Origin of the sequence: Streptomyces daghestanicus, from assembly GCF_020521275.1 — a bacterium.
Taxonomy (GTDB): Bacteria; Actinomycetota; Actinomycetes; order Streptomycetales; family Streptomycetaceae; genus Streptomyces; species Streptomyces griseoviridis.
Map to the genome: position 1 here is coordinate 673,101 of NZ_BNDX01000016.1, position 17,845 is coordinate 690,945.

16 protein-coding genes are annotated in these 17,845 nt (G+C 73.3%); 14 read left to right on the forward strand and 2 right to left on the reverse strand.

The genetic code is table 11. The features are described 5' to 3' along the window. Positions 1-54: 54 nt before the first annotated feature. The 3 genes from Sdagh_RS29725 (at position 55) to Sdagh_RS29735 (ending at position 4,699) form a co-directional block, all read left to right on the forward strand. Complete coding sequence (locus tag Sdagh_RS29725) at positions 55-717, forward strand: hypothetical protein (protein WP_226535957.1); 663 nt, start codon at positions 55-57, stop codon at positions 715-717. 244 nt (positions 718-961) lie between these two features. Beyond that, on the forward strand, positions 962-2,458 hold the full coding sequence (locus tag Sdagh_RS29730; RefSeq protein ID WP_189412709.1) for a bifunctional cytidylyltransferase/SDR family oxidoreductase: 1,497 nt from the start codon (positions 962-964) through the stop codon (positions 2,456-2,458). A 165-nt stretch (positions 2,459-2,623) separates the two neighbouring features. Beyond that, entirely contained in the window at positions 2,624-4,699 is a 2,076-nt protein-coding gene (locus tag Sdagh_RS29735) for a CDP-glycerol glycerophosphotransferase family protein (protein ID WP_190077272.1), read from the forward strand. A 76-nt stretch (positions 4,700-4,775) separates the two neighbouring features. Here Sdagh_RS29735 and Sdagh_RS29740 read toward each other — a convergent pair whose 3' ends face one another. Continuing rightward, a complete protein-coding gene (locus Sdagh_RS29740; RefSeq protein ID WP_372478482.1) occupies positions 4,776-6,881 on the reverse strand; it encodes a hypothetical protein in 2,106 nt (701 codons plus the stop codon). A gap of 222 nt (positions 6,882-7,103) precedes the next feature. On the opposite strand from Sdagh_RS29740, the gene proB reads away from it, so the two are divergent. The 5 genes from proB to Sdagh_RS29765 all read left to right on the forward strand — a co-directional run bounded on the left by proB (position 7,104) and on the right by Sdagh_RS29765 (position 12,236). Continuing rightward, the gene (proB, locus tag Sdagh_RS29745) at positions 7,104-8,234 is read left to right on the forward strand and encodes a glutamate 5-kinase (protein ID WP_189412710.1); all 1,131 of its coding nucleotides are present in this window, start codon (positions 7,104-7,106) and stop codon (positions 8,232-8,234) included. A 178-nt stretch (positions 8,235-8,412) separates the two neighbouring features. Next, positions 8,413-8,880, forward strand: coding sequence for a DUF8830 family protein (locus Sdagh_RS29750; protein ID WP_189412712.1), 468 nt, complete (start codon positions 8,413-8,415; stop codon positions 8,878-8,880). 185 nt (positions 8,881-9,065) lie between these two features. Continuing rightward, entirely contained in the window at positions 9,066-10,352 is a 1,287-nt protein-coding gene (locus Sdagh_RS29755; RefSeq protein WP_190077239.1) for a glutamate-5-semialdehyde dehydrogenase, read from the forward strand. 152 nt (positions 10,353-10,504) lie between these two features. Continuing rightward, positions 10,505-11,077, forward strand: coding sequence for an SCO2584 family spore wall biosynthesis protein (locus Sdagh_RS29760; RefSeq protein ID WP_443732407.1), 573 nt, complete (start codon positions 10,505-10,507; stop codon positions 11,075-11,077). Between the two features lie 88 nt (positions 11,078-11,165). Beyond that, a complete protein-coding gene (locus Sdagh_RS29765) occupies positions 11,166-12,236 on the forward strand; it encodes an SCO2583 family membrane protein (RefSeq protein ID WP_190007793.1) in 1,071 nt (356 codons plus the stop codon). A gap of 57 nt (positions 12,237-12,293) precedes the next feature. On the opposite strand, the gene Sdagh_RS29770 is transcribed toward Sdagh_RS29765, so the two are convergent. After that, the gene (locus Sdagh_RS29770) at positions 12,294-13,430 is read right to left on the reverse strand and encodes a M48 family metallopeptidase (protein WP_189412720.1); all 1,137 of its coding nucleotides are present in this window, start codon (positions 13,428-13,430) and stop codon (positions 12,294-12,296) included. A gap of 126 nt (positions 13,431-13,556) precedes the next feature. On the opposite strand from Sdagh_RS29770, the gene Sdagh_RS29775 reads away from it, so the two are divergent. The 6 genes from Sdagh_RS29775 (at position 13,557) to Sdagh_RS29800 (ending at position 17,758) form a co-directional block, all read left to right on the forward strand. Further along, positions 13,557-13,718, forward strand: coding sequence for a hypothetical protein (locus Sdagh_RS29775; RefSeq protein ID WP_189412722.1), 162 nt, complete (start codon positions 13,557-13,559; stop codon positions 13,716-13,718). A gap of 129 nt (positions 13,719-13,847) precedes the next feature. Further along, positions 13,848-14,012: a hypothetical protein gene (locus Sdagh_RS29780; protein ID WP_189412724.1), complete on the forward strand. Its 165-nt coding sequence runs from the start codon at positions 13,848-13,850 to the stop codon at positions 14,010-14,012. An 82-nt stretch (positions 14,013-14,094) separates the two neighbouring features. Further along, positions 14,095-14,775: a nicotinate-nucleotide adenylyltransferase gene (nadD, locus tag Sdagh_RS29785; protein WP_190077241.1), complete on the forward strand. Its 681-nt coding sequence runs from the start codon at positions 14,095-14,097 to the stop codon at positions 14,773-14,775. Positions 14,776-14,791: 16 nt separating this feature from the next. After that, positions 14,792-16,564, forward strand: a complete 1,773-nt coding sequence (locus Sdagh_RS29790; RefSeq protein WP_190077242.1) for a LytR C-terminal domain-containing protein — start codon at positions 14,792-14,794, stop codon at positions 16,562-16,564. A gap of 79 nt (positions 16,565-16,643) precedes the next feature. After that, positions 16,644-17,087 (forward strand): ribosome silencing factor, encoded by a 444-nt coding sequence (gene rsfS, locus Sdagh_RS29795; protein WP_189412737.1) that lies wholly within the window; start codon positions 16,644-16,646, stop codon positions 17,085-17,087. Continuing rightward, entirely contained in the window at positions 17,087-17,758 is a 672-nt protein-coding gene (locus Sdagh_RS29800) for a histidine phosphatase family protein (RefSeq protein ID WP_189412738.1), read from the forward strand. The genes rsfS and Sdagh_RS29800 overlap by 1 nt, the downstream gene beginning before the upstream one ends. Positions 17,759-17,845: the final 87 nt, after the last annotated feature.

Consider the following 17,845-nt stretch of genomic DNA (forward strand, 5'->3'; position numbering starts at 1 on the left):
CGGCACGGGGAGACCCCGGTCGCCCCGGTCGCCGCCACCGGCGACCGCACCCCGGTGGCCAGCGGCGAGTTCTCCGCCGACGCCCCGACGCCCCGACGCCCCGACGCCCCGACGCCCCGACGCCCCGACGCCCCGACGCCCCGATGCCCCGACGCCCCGACCATCGGGCGGATCGTGCGCGAACTGGGCGGCGACCGGGTGGAGATCCTGGTCACCCTGCGCCCGCCGGCGAGGATCATGCCCTCGCAGCGGCGGCGGTACGTGCGGAACGGACCTCTGACGCTCGCCGAGACCGAGACGCTGCGCCGGCTGAACGTCGCGTTCCGCGCCCGCGGACTCCCCGACGAGCCGTACTCCTCCGTCGTCCGCGACGGTGCCGTCACGCACGTGAGGAACGTGTGCGCCCCCGGCCCGGACGACGCGCGCGTCCACACCCCGCGCTGGGCGGACGAGGCCGCGGCGGCGATCGGCGCGGAGATGGCCGGGCGGATCTCGGCGGCGGGCGTGCGCGTCCTGGGCGACCCGGCGCCGCCGCCCACCGGGCCCGCCGCCGCGGGCCCGGCCGGCACCGAGCCGCGCATCGCCCCCGAGGTGGCCGCCCGGGCCCTGTGCGCCGCCCTGGCCGCGCCCGGCGCGGCACCGCCCCGCCGAAGTCGCGTACCGTGCACCAGACGTCCTCCGAGGACCTCGTCGAGGTGCTCGGCCACCGCGCCCTGAAAAAGCTGCGGCGGCAGTGAACCGACGAGGCGTCACCCGGCGCGATCACCGCTCCTGTGGACTTACTCACAGCAATTCCACAACGGGAGTCGGGCGGGGTCCGGACACGTCGTGCCCCTCGCCGGGAGCGCAAGGTGAATGGCAGGTTGCGCGCACATATGCGTCAGAGGTCGCTCACCTTGCACTGCGGTAACCACAAGTGGGACCATTTCCAGGTTCCCTGTCGCCCCAAGGTAGGTCACCTGTGTCCCAGCACATAGCCAAGCCCCGTACCACCGCAGTGATCCTGGCCGGTGGCACCGGTCAGCGGGTGGGTCTGTCGATCCCCAAGCAGTTGCTGAAGATCGCCGGCAAGGCAGTCATCGAGCACACACTGACCACCTTCGAGAACGCCGACTCCATCGACGACATCATCGTGCTGATGGCGCCGGGCTACGTCCCCGACATCGAGAAGATCGTCGCCAAGGCCGGCTTCACCAAGGTCAAGAAGATCATCGAGGGCGGCGCCACCCGCAACGAGACCACCGAGCGCGCCATCGCCGCCCTCGGCGAGGGCCTGGCCGAGGGCGAGGACCGCCACGTCCTCTTCCACGACGCCGTCCGCCCCCTGCTGTCGCAGCGCGTCATCGACGACTGCGTGGCCGCGCTGGACCGTTACGACGCCGTCGACGTGGCGATCCCGTCCGCCGACACCATCATCGTCACCCGCACCCACGGCTCCGACGGCGAGTTCATCACCGACGTCCCGGACCGCTCCCGGCTGCGCCGCGGGCAGACCCCGCAGGCCTTCAAGCTGTCCACCATCCGCCGCGCCTACGAGGTCGCCGCCGGCGACCCGAACTTCCAGGCCACGGACGACTGCTCGGTCGTGCTCAAGTACCTGCCGGACGTGCCGATCCACGTCGTCGCGGGTGACGAGTACAACATGAAGGTCACCCAGCCCGTCGACGTCTTCATCGCCGACAAGCTCTTCCAGCTCGCCTCCAGCGCCGCCCCCGAGCAGGTCGGCGAGGAGTCCTACCGCGAGCTGCTCACCGGGAAGACCATGGTCGTCTTCGGCGGCTCCTACGGCATCGGCAAGGACATCGCCGAACTCGCCGAGTCCTACGGCGCCACCGTCTACGCGCTGGGCCGCTCCACCACAGGCACCCACGTGGAGAACCCGGAGGAGGTCGACGACGCCCTGTCCAAGGCGTACGCCGAGACCGGCCGGATCGACTACGTCGTCAACACCGCCGGGGTGCTCCGCATCGGCAAGCTCGCCGAGACCGACAACGCCACCATCGAGGAGGCGCTGAAGGTCAACTACCTGGCCCCGGTGCAGATCGCCCGCTCCTCGTACAAGTACCTGGCCGAGACCAAGGGCCAGCTGCTGCTGTACACCTCCAGCAGCTACACCCGCGGTCGCGCCGAGTACAGCCTGTACTCCTCCACCAAGGCCGCCATGGTCAATCTCACCCAGGCGCTCTCCGACGAGTGGGCCGGTGACGGTGTCCGCGTCAACTGCGTCAACCCCGAGCGGACCGCGACGCCGATGCGCACCAAGGCGTTCGGCCAGGAGCCCGCGGGCAGCCTGCTCTCCTCCGACGCCGTGGCCCGCGCCTCCCTCGACGTGCTGCTGTCGGAACTGACCGGTCACGTCATCGACGTACGGCAGCAGGACCCGACCGCCGGTGCCGCGAAGGCGTCCGGATTCGAGCAGGCACTGGCCGCGGTGCTTGACCGACAGGACGGCGTGTAATAATCCCCGGAATCCGCCTTGGGCAATTCAGGCCTCTGTGTCACTCGTAATGGAGTGCTCGCGGGGGCCTGAATCCGTAAGCGGCCGTGCCGCGGCACCGATCCGGAAATTCCCCCCTCAACGAGCAGGTTCTCCGTGATAACCACCGCTATTCGCGTCGCCAGGGTGGGCAGCGCGGCCGAGCTGGCCGCGGCTCTCCTCATGGTGGCGGGCTTCCCCTGCCTCATGCTGGCCGCGCTCGTCCCGAGCGTCCCCGGCTTCGCCGCCGCGGCCCTCGTGACGTACCTGGCGGACCACTATCTGCACCGCCGCAACAGCTACCTGATCAACCGGCTCAGCAAGGTCCGGGCCGGCCTGTCGATCCGGTTCCTGATCCGGCAACTGCTGCTCGTGCTGCTGCTGGCCCGGCTGTCCCTCGCGGACAACCTCATCTACTACGGCGCCATAGCCTGCTTCATCGCCTTCTACGGCCTCCAGGCCCCGCACGGCGCCCTGGTCACGCTGATCCGCAACCGCCGCCGGCTGCCGGTCGCCACCCGCAACGTCGATCTCGCCGCCCGCATCCGCATCCCCGACGCCCCACCGCAGGGACTGCTGCACCGCTCCGCCGAGAAGATCCTCCACCTCGACCTGTTCGCCGTCGCCGGCATCCTGGTCTCCGCCGCGTCCGACACCAACGCCCCCGGCTTCCTCGGTATCGCCCTCACCCTGGTCCTGGGCGCCCTGTACGTCGCCGCCCTGGTGCCCTACATACGCGGCCGGCGCATCCCGCCGAAGGCCGAGGAGGTGCTCGCCGCGGTCGACGACTGGCTGCGCGAGTACCGGCCCGAGACGGCGCTGTACTTCTCCGGCTCCAAGGACTCCGCCTACCAGGTCAACATGTGGCTGGAGACGATGGAGCAGCTCGACACCCGGCCGCTGATCATCCTGCGCGAGCGGGCCATCCTGCAGAACCTGGCGCCCACCACGGTCCCCGTGATCTGCGTCCCCGGCGGCGTCCACCTGATGAACATGGACCTTTCCACGGTCCGCGTCGCCCTGTACGCCGCCAACGTCGGCAAGAACATCCACCTGCTGCGCGTCCCCACCATGAAGCACGTCTTCATCGGCCACGGCGACAGCGACAAGCTGGCCAGCGTCAACCCCTTCAGCAAGGTCTACGACGAGGTGTGGACCGCCGGGCGCGCGGGCCGCGACCGCTACGCCATCGCCGACGTCGGCGTCCGCGACGAGGACATCGTCGAGGTCGGCCGCCCCCAGCTCGCCCCCATCCAGGGCCGGCGGGGCGTCCCCGAGGACCGCATGCCGACCGTGCTGTACGCCCCGACCTGGGAGGGCTGGGACGGCAACCCCGGCAACACCTCCCTCGTGCTGGCCGGTGTGAACATCGTGAAGAAGCTGGTCAAGGCCGACCCGCCGGTGCGCGTGCTGTACAAGCCGCACCCCTTCACCGGCACCGTCAGCAGGGAGGCCGCCGCCGCCCACCGCAAGATATCCGCGCTGATCGAGAGGGCCGCCGCCGCCCGCGCCGCCGACGCCCGCTTCCCCACCGACACCGCCGCGCGGACGGCGGCCGGGGCGGACCTGGCCCGCATCGAGGCGCGGCTCGCCGAACTGTCCGGCGGCGCCGAGAACGGCGACGAGGCCGAGGCCAGCCGCGACGGCCTGGTCGACGCCGGCCGGCACGCGGAGATCGCCCGGCTGCGCGCCGAGTGGAACGACGCCTACTGGCGGTCGGTCCCCGCCTGGGAGCACCGGGTCATCACCGGCGCCGAGCCCCGCCTCTACGACTGCTTCAACGTCTCCGACGCGATGGTCTCCGACATCTCCAGCGTCGTCTCCGACTTCATCGCCAGCGGCAAACCGTACGCGGTCACGGACTCCGCCGGGCTGGGCGCGGAGGAGTTCAAGCGGCAGAACACGGCCGTACGGGCCGCCGTCATCCTCACCAACAAGGCCACCGAGCTGGGCCGGCTGCTCGCCGCCGTCCGCGACCCGGCCGCCGACCCGCTGGCCGCCGACCGCAAGGAACTCAAGCGGTACCTGCTCGGCCCCGACGAGCCGACCTCCATCGAGCAGTTCAACACCGCCGTCGCCGACCTCGCCGTCAAGGCAGAGGCCCGCAACGTCGGCCAGGCGTCCCGGACCGTGGCCGGCGGTCCCGACGTGGAGCTGGCGGACGCCCTGCCCGGCCAGCGGACCACCACGTCCGGCGAACCGGACGGCCTGGGCGCCGGCTGACCCGCCCGCCCGCCCCGTACGACAGCGGCCCGGTCCCCCTCACCGCCAGGGGAACCGGGCCGCCGCGGTGTCCCGGTCAGCCGCGCCCGGCCGGCCCCGCCGGCGCCTGCTCCCGCCGCTGACCGGGCAGCCCCGCCGCCCGGCCCCGCGACTCCGCCCCGAGCCGCCCCGCCATCCGCGCCCGGTGCTCCCGGGCCGCCGCCCGCAGCCGCTCCACCGCCGCGCCGAACCGCTCCTGCGCGGGCGGCTCGGCCGGCCCCAGCAGCCGCAGCGCCAGCTCGGCCCGCGCCGCGGCGAACGCGTCCTTCTCCGGCTGCCGCACCGCCTCCAGCAGCCCCGGCACCCCGGCCGCGTCCGGCGTCAGCACGGTCGCCGCCGCCACGGTCGGGAACGCCACCCGGAACGCCTCCTCGGACAGCCCGCTGGTGTTGGCCACCGCGTACGGCTTGCCGCTGGCCAGGAAGTCGCTGATGACACTGGACACATCGCTGATCAGCAGGTCGGCCCGGTTGAAGCAGGAGTACAGCGCGGGCCGGGCCTCGGTGACGATCCGGTGCTCCCAGGCGGGCAGCGACGCCCAGTACGCCTCGTCCCAGCCCGCCGCCGCCCGCGCCACCGCCGCGGCCCGCCCCGGCTCCGGCGCCGGCTGCGCGAGCATCCGCTCCACCTGGTCGGCCCCGGCCCGCCCGGCCGTCGCGGTCAGCCGTTCCAGCTGCGCCGACCACGAGGCCAGCTCCGCCGGCGCCGGGGGCCGCGGTCCCGACCGCTCCCGGTTCGCCGCCCGGATCAGCTGCCGGATGCGCAGGTCGGCGGCGCGGGCCCGGGGATCGACCGACCCGGTCAGCGGGTGCGGCTTGTACAGCAGCCGGACCCCGGGGTCGGCGAGCAGCGCCCGGACCAGGTTCTCCCCGGCCGCGACCACCGAGGTGTTGCCGGGGTTGCCGTCCCAGCCCTCCCAGGTCGGGGCGTACAGCACGGTCGTGAACGCGCCCGCGGGCGGACCGGCGTACGGCAGCACCGCGTCCAGCTGCGGGCGGCCGATCTCCACCACGTCCTTGTCCTCGATGCCCACCTCGGCCAGCGCGTACCGCTCCCGCGCCGCCGGGCCGGCCACCCACACCTCGTCGTACGCCTTGGCGTAGGGGTTGCAGGAGGACAGCTTGTCGCTCTCGCCGTGGTTGACGAAGGCGTGCCGGATGGTGGGGATGCGCAGGACCTGGGAGGTCTTCCCCGAGTTCGACGGGTGGATCAGGACCTCCAGGGTGGAGTGCTCCAGGCGCATCAGCGTGGACACCTTCGGCAGGCACACGACCGGCACGTCGGTCGCCGCGAGCTTCTGCACCATGAACCGCTCGCGCAGCACCACCACCGGCCGGCCGCCCAGCTTCGCCAGCGGCTCCAGCCACATGTTCGCCTGGTACGCCGAGGAGGCGCCGCCGGAGAAGTACAGCCCGACCGTCGGCCGGTACGCGGCCAGCCACGCGTCGAACCAGTCCAGGACCTCCTGCTCACCGGCGGGCCGGCGGCCCGGCAGCAGCCGGACGAGCAGCACGCCGAGCCCCGCCAGCGACAGCAGCAGCGACACGGCCAGGCCCGCCGCCCCGCACACCGGCAGATCGGTCGCCACGGTGGCCAGCAGACCGCCCGTCGCCGGCAGCCCGAACACCAGCAGCCGGTGGCCGGGGCGGCGCAGCAGCGCGGGCGGCGCCGGGGACAGCCGCAGCGCGGAGACGTCGATGTTCCGCGTCACCACCGGCAGCGTCCGGGCGCGGCGCACCAGCACGGAGACGGCCTGGATCGCGCAGTGCAGGGCATAGCAGGCGAGCAGCCCGGCGACCAGCGGCGCGTACACCGTCTCGCGGTGCTGCTCGCCGAGCCGCAGCAGCCCCACCACGAGGAGCAGGTCCCGCAGGACGTGCCGGACGGTGACGTCCGCGTGGGACTTCGCGAACAGCGACAGCATCCCGCGCTGCCACCGGTACAGCGCGCCCTCCGCGGCCAGCGAGCCGGCCGTCGCGGCCAGCAGCAGCGGCACGTCCGGCAGCAGCGCGCCCAGCGCCTGCGCGGTGAACGCGGCCACCAGCAGGCCGCCGGCCAGCGCCTTGACGGCCGGGCCCGAGCGGACGGCGGGCCGACGCGGGTCTCTCGCCTGGGAGGGCCGGAGGAACAGGGGAACGGGCACAGCGGTCACTCCATGGTCGTCGCGGGCACGGGCACCGTGATTAACGCCCGGCGGCCACCCGACGACACGCGGGTGCACTGAGGGTGTTCGACCGGCCGGGCCCCGTCCGCCCCGCCCGCCGCGCCCGTCCCCCCGGTTGTCCGCGCAGTGAAACGGCGCGCGGCACCGGCCCCCCTTCCGTTAGGTTGCCAAGCAGTTCCGTCCCCGAGGGAAAGAGCACAGGTGACAGGCGCAAGGCAGGCCGTCGGCGCGGCCCGCAGGATCGTGGTCAAGGTCGGCTCCTCGTCGCTGACCACCGCCGCCGGCGGGCTGGACGCGGACCGGGTCGACGCGCTCGTCGACGTACTGGCCAAGGTGCGCGGCCCGGCGGGGGAGCGGGAGATCGTCCTCGTCTCCTCCGGCGCCATCGCCGCCGGACTCGCCCCGCTCGGCCTGCGCAGACGCCCCCGTGACCTGGCCCGCCAGCAGGCCGCCGCCAGCGTCGGCCAGGGCCTGCTCGTCGCCCGCTACACCGCCTCCCTCGCCCGCTACGGCGTCCGCGTCGGCCAGGTGCTGCTCACCTCCTACGACATGAGCCGCCGCTCCCACCACCGCAACGCCTCCCGCACCCTGGACGAACTCCTCGCGATGGGCGCCCTGCCGGTCGTCAACGAGAACGACACCGTCGCCACCGACGAGATCCGCTTCGGCGACAACGACCGCCTCGCCGCCCTCGTCGCCCACCTCGTCCACGCCGACCTGCTCGTCCTCCTCTCCGACGTCGACGGCGTCTACGACGGCGACCCGAGCCGTCCCGGCACCGCCCGGATCGCCGAGGTGCGCGGCCCCGCCGACCTCGCCGACGTCGAGATCGGCAGCGCCGGCAAGGCCGGGGTCGGCACCGGCGGCATGGTCACCAAGGTCGAGGCGGCCCGGATCGCCGCCGCCGCCGGCATCCCCGTGGTCCTCACCAGCGCCGTCCACGCCGCCGACGCGCTGACCGGCCAGGACACCGGCACCTACTTCCACCCCACCGGCAAGCGCTCCGCCGACCGGCTGCTCTGGCTCCAGCACGCCTCCACGCCGCGGGGCGCGCTCACCCTCGACGACGGGGCGGTACGGGCCGTGGTCGAGGGCCGCAAGTCACTGCTGCCCGCCGGGATCGCCGCCGTCGAGGGCGAGTTCGGCGCGGGCGACCCCGTCGAACTGCGGGACGCGGACGGCCGCGCGGTCGCCCGCGGACTGGTCTCCTTCGACGCCAAGGAGATCCCGCAGCTGATCGGCCGCTCCACCCGGGAACTCGCCCGCGAACTCGGACCCGCGTACGAACGCGAGGTCGTACACAGGGACGATCTGGTGATCCTGCACCCGTAATGGGTCGAAACGTCCCCGCACCGGTGGTGGACGTTCCGCGAAACCGCCCCCGCGATCCCGCGCGGCCTGCTCAACTTTGTCGCAGGGACGGACCTTGCCACAGGGGCAAGCCCCGTCCCGGGGACGACCGTCCGGGCCGACCGCGCCGGGGCGACGCGTGAGCGAGGAGGAGGCCGTCGTGAGACGAGTGCGCCCGGGGACGGGGGCGTCCCGCGGCGGTCCCGGGTCCCGCGCGGCCGGCGAGGAACGCGCCCTCACCAGCGTCGCGGCCGGCGACAGCTTCCCCGACCGGCCGCCCGAGGAGATCCCCCGGCTGTGGCACGTCACCCTCAGCGTCTCCGGGGAACGCACCCCGCTCACCGAGGTCCGCCGTGCCCTGGAACAGCTCGCCCACGACCACCCCTTCCTGCTGACCAGCCGCTACGCCGACGACCACGCCGAGATCCGGTACTGGGAGGAGGCCCGCGATCTGCACGACGCCGCCGCCGTCGCGCTGCGCCTGTGGGGCGAGCACCGCCAGACCGCCGGGCTGCCGCCCTGGGAGATCGTCGGCCTGGAGGTCATCGACCGCGCCACCTACCACCAGCGCATCGCCGCCGGCTACGGCCCGGCCCCGGCGACCCCGGTGGGCGTCCACCCGTTCTAGGACCTGTCGTTCGGAGCGGGTCGCGGGGAATCGGCTGCGCCTTCCCCGCGTCCGCGGCGTGATCCGAACGACAGACCCTAGGTGTGCTGTTCCGCACATACCTGGAGGTGTCAGGAATGGCGCGAGGTGTCTCGGGGTGTGAAACACCCGGCGGACGCCCTCGCCCCGCGCATTACCCTGCCCCCATGACCACGCTCTCGCCGTACGACTCGATGTCCCCGGTCACCCGCGCCGCCTACCGGGCCAAGGCCGCCGCCGCCGACCTCGCGCCGCTGCCGCGGGCCGTCAAGGACGACGCGCTGCTCGCCGTCGCCGACGCCCTGGAGGTCCGTACCAGCGAGATCGTCGAGGCCAACGCGGAGGACGTGGCCAAGGCCCGCGAGGCCGGCACCCCCGAGGCCATCGTCGACCGGCTCACCCTCACCCCCGAGCGGGTCCGGGCCGTCGCCTCCGACGTCCGCGACGTCGCCGCCCTGCCCGACCCGGTCGGCGAGGTCGTCCGCGGCAACACCCTCCCCAACGGCATCGATCTGCGCCAGGTCCGCGTCCCGCTCGGCGTGGTCGGCATCATCTACGAGGGCCGGCCCAACGTCACCGTCGACGCCGCCGCCCTCTGCCTGAAGTCCGGCAACGCGGTCCTGCTGCGCGGCTCCTCCTCCGCGTACCGGTCGAACGCCGCCCTGGTCCGGGTCGTCCGCGACGCGGTCGGCGGCGCCGGGCTGCCCGCCGACGCCGTCCAGCTCGTCCCCGGCGAGTCCCGCGACAGCGTCCGCGAGCTGATGCGCGCCCGCGGCCTGGTCGACGTCCTCATCCCGCGCGGCGGCGCATCCCTGATCAACACGGTCGTCCAGGAGTCCACCGTCCCCGTCATCGAGACCGGCACCGGCAACTGCCACGTCTACGTCGACGCCGCCGCCGACCTCGGCATGGCCGTCGACATCCTGGTCAACAGCAAGGCCCAGCGGGTCGGCGTCTGCAACGCCGCCGAGACCCTCCTCGTCCACCAGGACATCGCCGCCGACTTCCTGCCCCGCGCCCTCGACGCCCTCGCCGACGCCGGCGTCACCGTCCACGCCGACGAGCGGGTCATGGCGTACGCCAAGGACTCCAGGGCGACCGTCGTCGAGGCGACCCCGGAGGACTGGGAGACCGAGTACCTCTCCTACGACATCGCCGCCGCCGTCGTCGACTCCCTCGACAAGGCCGTCGAACATATCCGGCTGTGGACCTCCGGCCACACCGAGGCGATCGTCACCACCTCGCAGCAGGCCGCCCGCCGCTTCACCCAGCTGGTCGACTCCACCACCGTCGCCGTGAACGCCTCCACCCGCTTCACCGACGGCGGCCAGTTCGGGTTCGGCGCCGAGATCGGCATCTCCACCCAGAAGCTGCACGCCCGCGGCCCCATGGGCCTGCCCGAACTCACCAGCACCAAGTACATCGTCACCGGCGACGGGCACGTACGCCGCTGAACCCCCGCGGGCCGCACCGGGCGCGCGGTCAGGGCATATGCGTGCGGCAGTGGCGCCGCACGCCCCCGCGGGACGCCGTACGCCCGTCTCGGCCACCGGACGGATTTCCACACCGTCTGCCCAAAATGCCCCCCCAGGTCTACTCTGGAACCGTGCCGGAGGACGTGGGGGGCACGCCGTTCCCTGACGGCTGGGAGCCCGACGACGACCACGACCGCGGGGTGTCGGACGAAGAGTTCGCCTCCGTGGTCTTCGACGAGGACTTCGTGCGGGCGGCCCCGGTCCACGAGCCGACCGCCGTCGAGCGGCTGCTGGCCGCCGCCCAGGCCAGAGCGGAGGCCACCGAGGCCGAGGCCCGCCGCGCCCCCGCCCGCGGCGACCGCTACGACGACGGGTACGGCGACTACGGCCACGACCCCGCCGACTACGACGACCCGGACGAGGACACCGACCCCCTCGACCGCCCGTACGGCGCCCCCGCGAGCTACGGCAAGCCGGTCCGCTGGCACCGCCCCGTCGCCTGGATGCTCGCCCTCGTGATGGGCATCGGCATGGTGGCGCTCGCCTTCTCGGCCGTGTACCGGGGCGCCTCCTCCGACGCCGACCGGGAGCAGCAGCCGCCGACCGCCTCCACCGGCCCCGAGCAGAGCGGCGGCACCGCCGCCCCCTCGGTCTCCGCCGACTACTCCCAGCCGGCCGTCCCGGTCATCCCGCGCACCCCCTGAGCGGCCCCCGCGACCCGCGCCCGAACCTGTCCGAAGTTGTCGTGTACCAGGGCGTTTACCGAAGGTCCCGGAGACCTACCCTGAAGATATGGGAGGGCCTTCAGACCCGCCTGAGGGGACACCCGAGGGCACCCCCGGAGGCGGCGACGACGAGTACCGGTCCGTCGTCTTCGACGAATCGTTCGTCCGCGCTGCCCACCTCCAGGAGTTCTCCGCCCAGGAGCGCATCGCCGACCACACACCCGCCGTCCGCCGCCGGCCCCCGCTGCGCCGCGGACTCTCCCGGCGGGCCCTGATCCTGGTCGTCCTGATCGCCGTCGCCTTCGGCACCGCCGTCTACATGGGCGTCCGCCACCCCTACCAGAGCCCCTCGGCCCGCCCGCCCGCCGAACAGACCCGCACCACCGTCGTCCCGCTCGCCCCGCGCGGCAAGGTGCCCGGCGCCGCCGACGCCGGGCTGCTCTTCGAGCACAGCCCCGCCGCCCAGTTCCGGGCCGGGGCCGCGGGCCTCCCGCTGCCGGCCTTCCACGACACCGCCCACTTCGCGGCCGAACAGGTCAGGAACGCGCTGCTCATCGCCAAGGAGTACGTGGTCCGCTCGGCCCTCGACCCCGAGGTGCTGACCGGCGGGGAGACCCGCTCGGTGCGGCTGCTCCTCGACCCCGACCAGTTCGCCCAGTTCGACGAGAGCGTCGACCGGCCCGCCGCCGACGGCCGGCACGCGGCCACCGGATGGCTGGTCCGCCTCGACCCGGCCCGCGCCCGGCTGGCCGGCACCGAGATCCGCGTCCAGGGCTCCCTGCGCTTCGCCGAGAGCGACTCCTCCGCCCTGGAGGTCGTCGCCGCCCACACCCTCGTCTACCCGCTGCGGCCCGCCGGTGACCCCGACGCCCGGGTCTCCCTGTTCACCGTCCGGCGTGAGCTGCGCTTCCGCTTCGACCGGGACGACCTGCGGCTGCACCAGGCCCGCCTCACCCTCGCCACGCTCCAGGCCGGCCCGCTCTCCTGCGCCGAGGACACCGCCGACCGGCTGCGCCCGCTGCTCGCCGGCCAGACCGCCAAGGAGGGCGGCCCGGCCGGCACCGACCCGTACGCCACCGGGGACGCCATGGGCGCCCTGTGCGGGACGCTGGCCGAGAACGCGCAGCCCGACCTCTGAGCACACCGCGGCTCCGAGCACCCCGCCGGGACGCTCCCGCGCGGTGCGCCGCGCCCGTCAGACGCGCGGTTCCCGGGGGCCGTCGTCCCCGGGGCCGCCCGGGGCGTCCTCGGGCCCCTCCGGGCCGTTCCCCCCGTCCTTCGGGCCCGGCTGCGCGGAGGTGAAGCCGCCGAAGCCCCGCCGCACCCGCCCGCCGAGGTCCCCGGCGCCGCCCGCGATGTCGTTGACCAGCTTCATCAGCGGGTCCTTGGAGGTGCGGACGTGCGTGGCGTAGCTGGACGCCGACTCCCGCCAGGAGTCGCGGACCGAGGTGTCCTTGTCCTCCTCGCGCCGCGGATAGTGCCCGTCCATGATCCGCTGGAAGTCGCGGGACCCCGCCCACTTCTTCAGCTCCGCCGCCCGCACCGTGGTGAAGGGGTGCGAGCGCGGCAGCACGTTGAGGATCTTCAGCACGGAGTCGCGCAGGTCGCCGCCGGCCTCGTACTCGTCGGCCTGCTCCAGGAACGCGTCCACGTTCATCTCGTGCAGGTGGTTGCCGCCCGCGATCTTCATCAGGCCCCGCATGGACGCCTGGAGGTCCTGCCCGACCAGCAGCCCCGCACGGTCGGCGGACAGCTCCGACTTGCGGAACCACTCGCGCAGGCCGGTCACGATCGCCATGACCGCGAGATTGCCCAGCGGAATCCAGGCCACCCGCACGGCGAGCGAGGTCAGGAACAGCAGCACGGTCCGGTACACCGAGTGACCGGAGAGCGCGTGCCCGGCCTCGTGGCCGATCACCGCCCGCATCTCCTCCTCGTCGAGCAGCTCCACCAGGCCCGTGGTGACGACGATGATCGGCTCGTCCAGGCCGATGCACATCGCGTTCGGGTTCGGGTCCTGGTTGACGTACATCGGGGGGACCTTCTCCAGGTCCAGGATGTAGCAGGCGTCGCGCAGCATGTCGTTCAGGTGGCCGAACTGCCGGTCCGAGACGCGCACCGAGTCGGACAGGAACAGCAGCCTCAGGCTCCGCTCCGGCAGCAGCCCGCTGAGCGCCTTGAACACCGTGTCGAAACCGCTCAGCCTGCGCAGTGCCACCAGGGCACTGCGGTCCGCCGGATGCTCGTAGGCGCGCGAGGAGATCCCCGGGAAGCGCCTGCGGGACCTGCCCGGCACCCGCTCGTGCCCGTTGCCCCGCCGGTCGTCGGCCATGTCTTCCCCCAGGTGCGTCCTAGTGACCCTTTGCGAACCCTTGTGCGGTCCTTTGTGCCCCCCGAAGCAACACCCGGCCCGGGCGGAGATACCGTGGACCGGCAGTACAGCGAAGGAGTCCGTGTCATGGAGTACGTCCCCCATCCCCTCTGGCTCGCCGGGGCCACGAACGCCGCCGAGCAGCAGGGGTCGGGCAACCTGCTCCGGATCATCCTGATCGTGATGGTGCTGGGCTGCGCGCTGACCGCGTGGTTGCTGTTGCGGGGCTACAAGTCGAAGGACGACTGAGCCGTCCGGAAGGTTCCCCCGCGGCGCCGGCCGTCCCCAACGGCGGAGTCGGCGTGATCGGACGAGGGGTGCCCGCATACGATGAGCCCACGTCCTTATCCCGCCCACACGCGATAGGTCCTGCCGAAGATGAGCTTCCACAGCACCGCTGCCCAGTTGGTCACCCTTGCCGCCGAGGGCGAGGAGCACGGCGGCAACCACGAGAGCCTCAGCCCCCTCCTCACCGGCGGCGCCGCCTTCGTCATCCTGCTCCTGCTGCTGTGGATCACCACGCGCTTCAACCGCGACCGCTGAGCGGCGCGCTCCGGGGCGCCGCGGCGCCCTCGGGGGAACGGGCGGACGGGACGCCCCGGCCGGGCCGGTAGGGTCTGCACGCATGGGAGAGCAGGACATGCCCACCGGTCCGGTGAACGGCCCGGTCAGCGGCACACGGCACCGCCCCGGCCCCGGCAACGCCTCGTCACGGCCGGGCAGGCGCCGCCTCGGCGTCATGGGCGGCACCTTCGACCCGATCCACCACGGACACCTCGTCGCGGCCAGTGAGGTCGCCTCGCGGTTCCACCTGGACGAGGTGGTGTTCGTACCCACCGGGCAGCCCTGGCAGAAGAGCCACCGCGCGGTCTCCGCCGCCGAGGACCGCTATCTGATGACGGTCGTCGCCACCGTCGAGAACCCGCAGTTCTCCGTGAGCCGCATCGACATCGACCGCGGCGGCCCCACGTACACCGTGGACACCCTGCGCGACCTGGCCGCGCTCAACCCGGACACGGACCTCTTCTTCATCACCGGCGCCGACGCCCTCGCCCAGATCCTCACCTGGCGCGACAGCGAGGAACTCTTCTCCCTGGCACACTTCATCGGCGTCACCCGCCCCGGCCACCACCTGACGGACGCGGGACTTCCCGAGGGAGGCGTCTCCCTCATCGAGGTCCCCGCCCTCGCCATCTCCTCCACGGACTGCCGGGCGAGAGTCGCCAAGGGCGACCCCGTCTGGTACCTGGTGCCCGACGGCGTCGTGCGCTACATCGACAAGCGTCAGCTGTACCGCGGCGAGTGAGCCGAGAGGGGCACCGGTGAACGACCGATACGACGCGGCACAGGGCGGCGGCCAGGACGGCCCGTACGAACTCGTCGGTTACGACGACTACGGGCGGCCCGTCTACCGCCAGGCCCCGGCACAGAGCGCGCCGCAGCAGCCGTACGACCCGTACACGCAGGCGGCACCGCAGCAGGGCTACGGCTACGACCCCTACGGCACCGGCGGTCAGCAGCCCGCTGGCCCGTACGACCCCTACGGCGGCTACGACACCGCCGCACAGCCACCCGTCCCCCCGCAGGGCCCCTACGGCACCGGGACCCAGCCGCCCGTCCCCCCGCAGGGCGGCTACGACCCGTACACCGGCGGTCCGGGCGCGACGGCGTACCAGGAGCAGTCCCACGGCGGTGCCGCGGCCGGCGGCGGGCAGCACCGCGTCGCCGAGCAGACGGCCCGCGTCCCGCAGCAGCCCGGCCCGCCCGACGAACCGCCGTCCGGCGGCCCGGCGGGCGGCGGCCCGGCGGACGGGCCGGACTACCGCACCGAGCAGTTCGCCTTCGTCGAGGAGCCGGACGGCGACTCCGAGGACGTCATCGACTGGATGAAGTTCACGGAGAACCGCACCGAGCGCCGCGAGGAGGCCCGCCGCCGGGCACGCGCGCGTGCCGTCGCCCTCGTCGTCGTCCTCGCCCTGGTCGCCGTCGGCGGCATCGGCTACCTCTGGTACGCCGGAAAGCTCCCCGGCCTCTCCGGCACGGACTCGGGCACCGGCGGCACCGCGGCGGCGACCGCCCAGAAGCGCGACGTCATCGCCCTGCACCTGCACGACACCGACGGCGGCGGCACCTCCACGGCCCTCCTGGTGGACAACACCACCACCAAGCAGGCCACCACCGTGCTGCTGCCCAACTCCCTGGCGCTCAGCGGCGACGACGGCAGCGTCACCACCCTGGCCGAGTCGGTCGACGACGACGGGCCCGACGCCACCCAGGACGCGCTCGACTCCGTGCTCGGCACCGACATCGAGGGCACCTGGCGCCTGGACACCCCCTACCTCCAGAACCTCGTCGACCTGGTCGGCACCGTCGAGGTCACCACCGACACCGACGTCCCCGACCCGGAGGCGAAGGACGGCAAGGACGCCGCCGTCCTCGTCCACAAGGGCGAGAAGCAGAACCTCAGCGGCAAGATGGCCGTCGCCTATGCCACCTACCACGCCTCCGGCGAGGCGCAGAACGCCCAGCTGGAGCGGTTCGGGCAGGTCGTGCACGGGGTGCTGCGCAAGCTGTCCTCCGACGCGCAGGCGGCCACGACCACCGTCCAGACGCTGGGCATGATCCTCGACCCGCCGCTGACCGACGAGGACCTCGGTTCCTTCCTCGCCTCCCTCGCCGACCTCGCCAAGGGCGGCGCGCACAAGACCACGCTGCTGCCCGTGCAGAACGACGGCACGCTCAGCGCCGAGGACAGCTCGGGCGTCGTCAAGGACGTCCTCGGCGGCACCGCCAAGAGCCCCGACGAGGGCGCGGCGGTCAGCGTCTCCGTGCAGAACGCGAGCGGCACCAAGGAGAACACCGCCAAGGTCCGCGTCGCCCTGGTCAACGGCGGCTTCACCTTCCTCGAGGGCGGCACCACCGCCGCCACCGAGGCCGCCTCCGAGGTGCTGTACGCGGACGACGCCGACAAGGAGAACGCCACCGAGGTCGCCAAGACCCTGGGCCTGCCGACCGGCTCGGTCGCCAAGGGCGAGGTGACCGGCAACGCGCGCGTGTCGGTGATTCTCGGGCAGGACTACGAGCCCGCGTCCTGACCGGACGGTGACCGCTCGGGCCGAGGCCGGCGGTCGTGAGACCCTTGGTGTCAAACGACCGCCGACCGAAAGCCTGGTAGTGACCGCGACCGACCGCTCCCTGGAGCTCATCAACACCGCCGCCCAGGCGGCCGCCGACAAGCTGGCGCACGACGTCATCGCCTACGACGTCAGTGACGTCCTGTCGATCACGGACGCCTTCCTGCTGGCCTCCGCGCCCAACGACCGCCAGGTCAAGTCGATCGTCGACGAGATCGAGGAACGCCTCAGCAAGGAACTGGGCGCCAAGCCGGTCCGCCGCGAGGGCGACCGCGAGGCCCGCTGGGTCCTCCTCGACTACGTCGACATCGTCGTCCACGTCCAGCACAGCGAGGAGCGTGTCTTCTACGCCCTGGAGCGGCTGTGGAAGGACTGCCCCGAGCTGGAGCTGCCCGCCGACGCCAAGGCCACCCGCGGCAAGGGCGAGGAGCACGCGAGGACCCGGGCCGCCGAGGAGGGCGCCGAGCCGGACGGGGAGTGGTGATGAGCGCCACCGGTGAGGTGACGTCCGGCCCCTCCGGCCGGGGACGCCGCATCATCCTGTGGCGCCACGGCCAGACCTCCTGGAACGTGGAGCGTCGCTTCCAGGGCACCACCGACGTCGAGCTGACCGCGACGGGCGTCGCCCAGGCCCGTCGCGCGGCCCGGCTGCTGGCCGGCCTCAAGCCCGACGCGATCGTCGCCTCGGACCTGCGGCGGGCCGCGGACACGGCCGCCGAGCTGGCCGCGCTGACCGGCCTGGAGGTCGCCCACGACGAGGGCCTGCGGGAGACGTACGCGGGTGTCTGGCAGGGCCTGACCCACGAGGAGATCATCGCCCGGCACGGTGAGGAGTACGCGGCGTGGAAGCGCGGCGAGCCGGTCCGCCGGGGCGGTGGCGAACTGGAGACCGAGGTCGCCGACCGCGCCGCCCCCGTGGTGCTGCGGCACGCGGACAAGCTGGCCGACGGCGGCACGCTCGTCGTGGTCAGCCACGGCGGCACCATCCGCACCACCATCGGCCGTCTCCTCGGCCTGGAGGCGCGCAGCTGGGAGGCGCTGGGGGGCCTGACCAACTGCTGCTGGTCCGTCCTCGGCGAGGGTGCCCGCGGCTGGCGGCTCCTGGAGCACAACGCCGGCAGTCTGCCGGAGCCGGTGCTCGGCGACGACGACTGAGCCGGGCCGGACCCGGATTTCACTTTCCGGCAGGTCGCAGGCTAAAGTTCTTCTTGTTCGCCCCGCCGAGCGGGAAGAACACCGGCC

Coding starts and splice junctions, on each gene's coding strand:
- Sdagh_RS29755 (WP_190077239.1), top strand. CDS start 9,066: ATGACCACGCTCTCGCCGTACGACTCGATGTCCCCGGTCACCCGCGCC.
- Sdagh_RS29765 (WP_190007793.1), top strand. CDS start 11,166: ATGGGAGGGCCTTCAGACCCGCCTGAGGGGACACCCGAGGGCACCCCC.
- Sdagh_RS29770 (WP_189412720.1), bottom strand. CDS start 13,430: ATGGCCGACGACCGGCGGGGCAACGGGCACGAGCGGGTGCCGGGCAGG.
- Sdagh_RS29775 (WP_189412722.1), top strand. CDS start 13,557: ATGGAGTACGTCCCCCATCCCCTCTGGCTCGCCGGGGCCACGAACGCC.
- Sdagh_RS29780 (WP_189412724.1), top strand. CDS start 13,848: ATGAGCTTCCACAGCACCGCTGCCCAGTTGGTCACCCTTGCCGCCGAG.
- nadD (WP_190077241.1), top strand. CDS start 14,095: ATGGGAGAGCAGGACATGCCCACCGGTCCGGTGAACGGCCCGGTCAGC.
- Sdagh_RS29800 (WP_189412738.1), top strand. CDS start 17,087: ATGAGCGCCACCGGTGAGGTGACGTCCGGCCCCTCCGGCCGGGGACGC.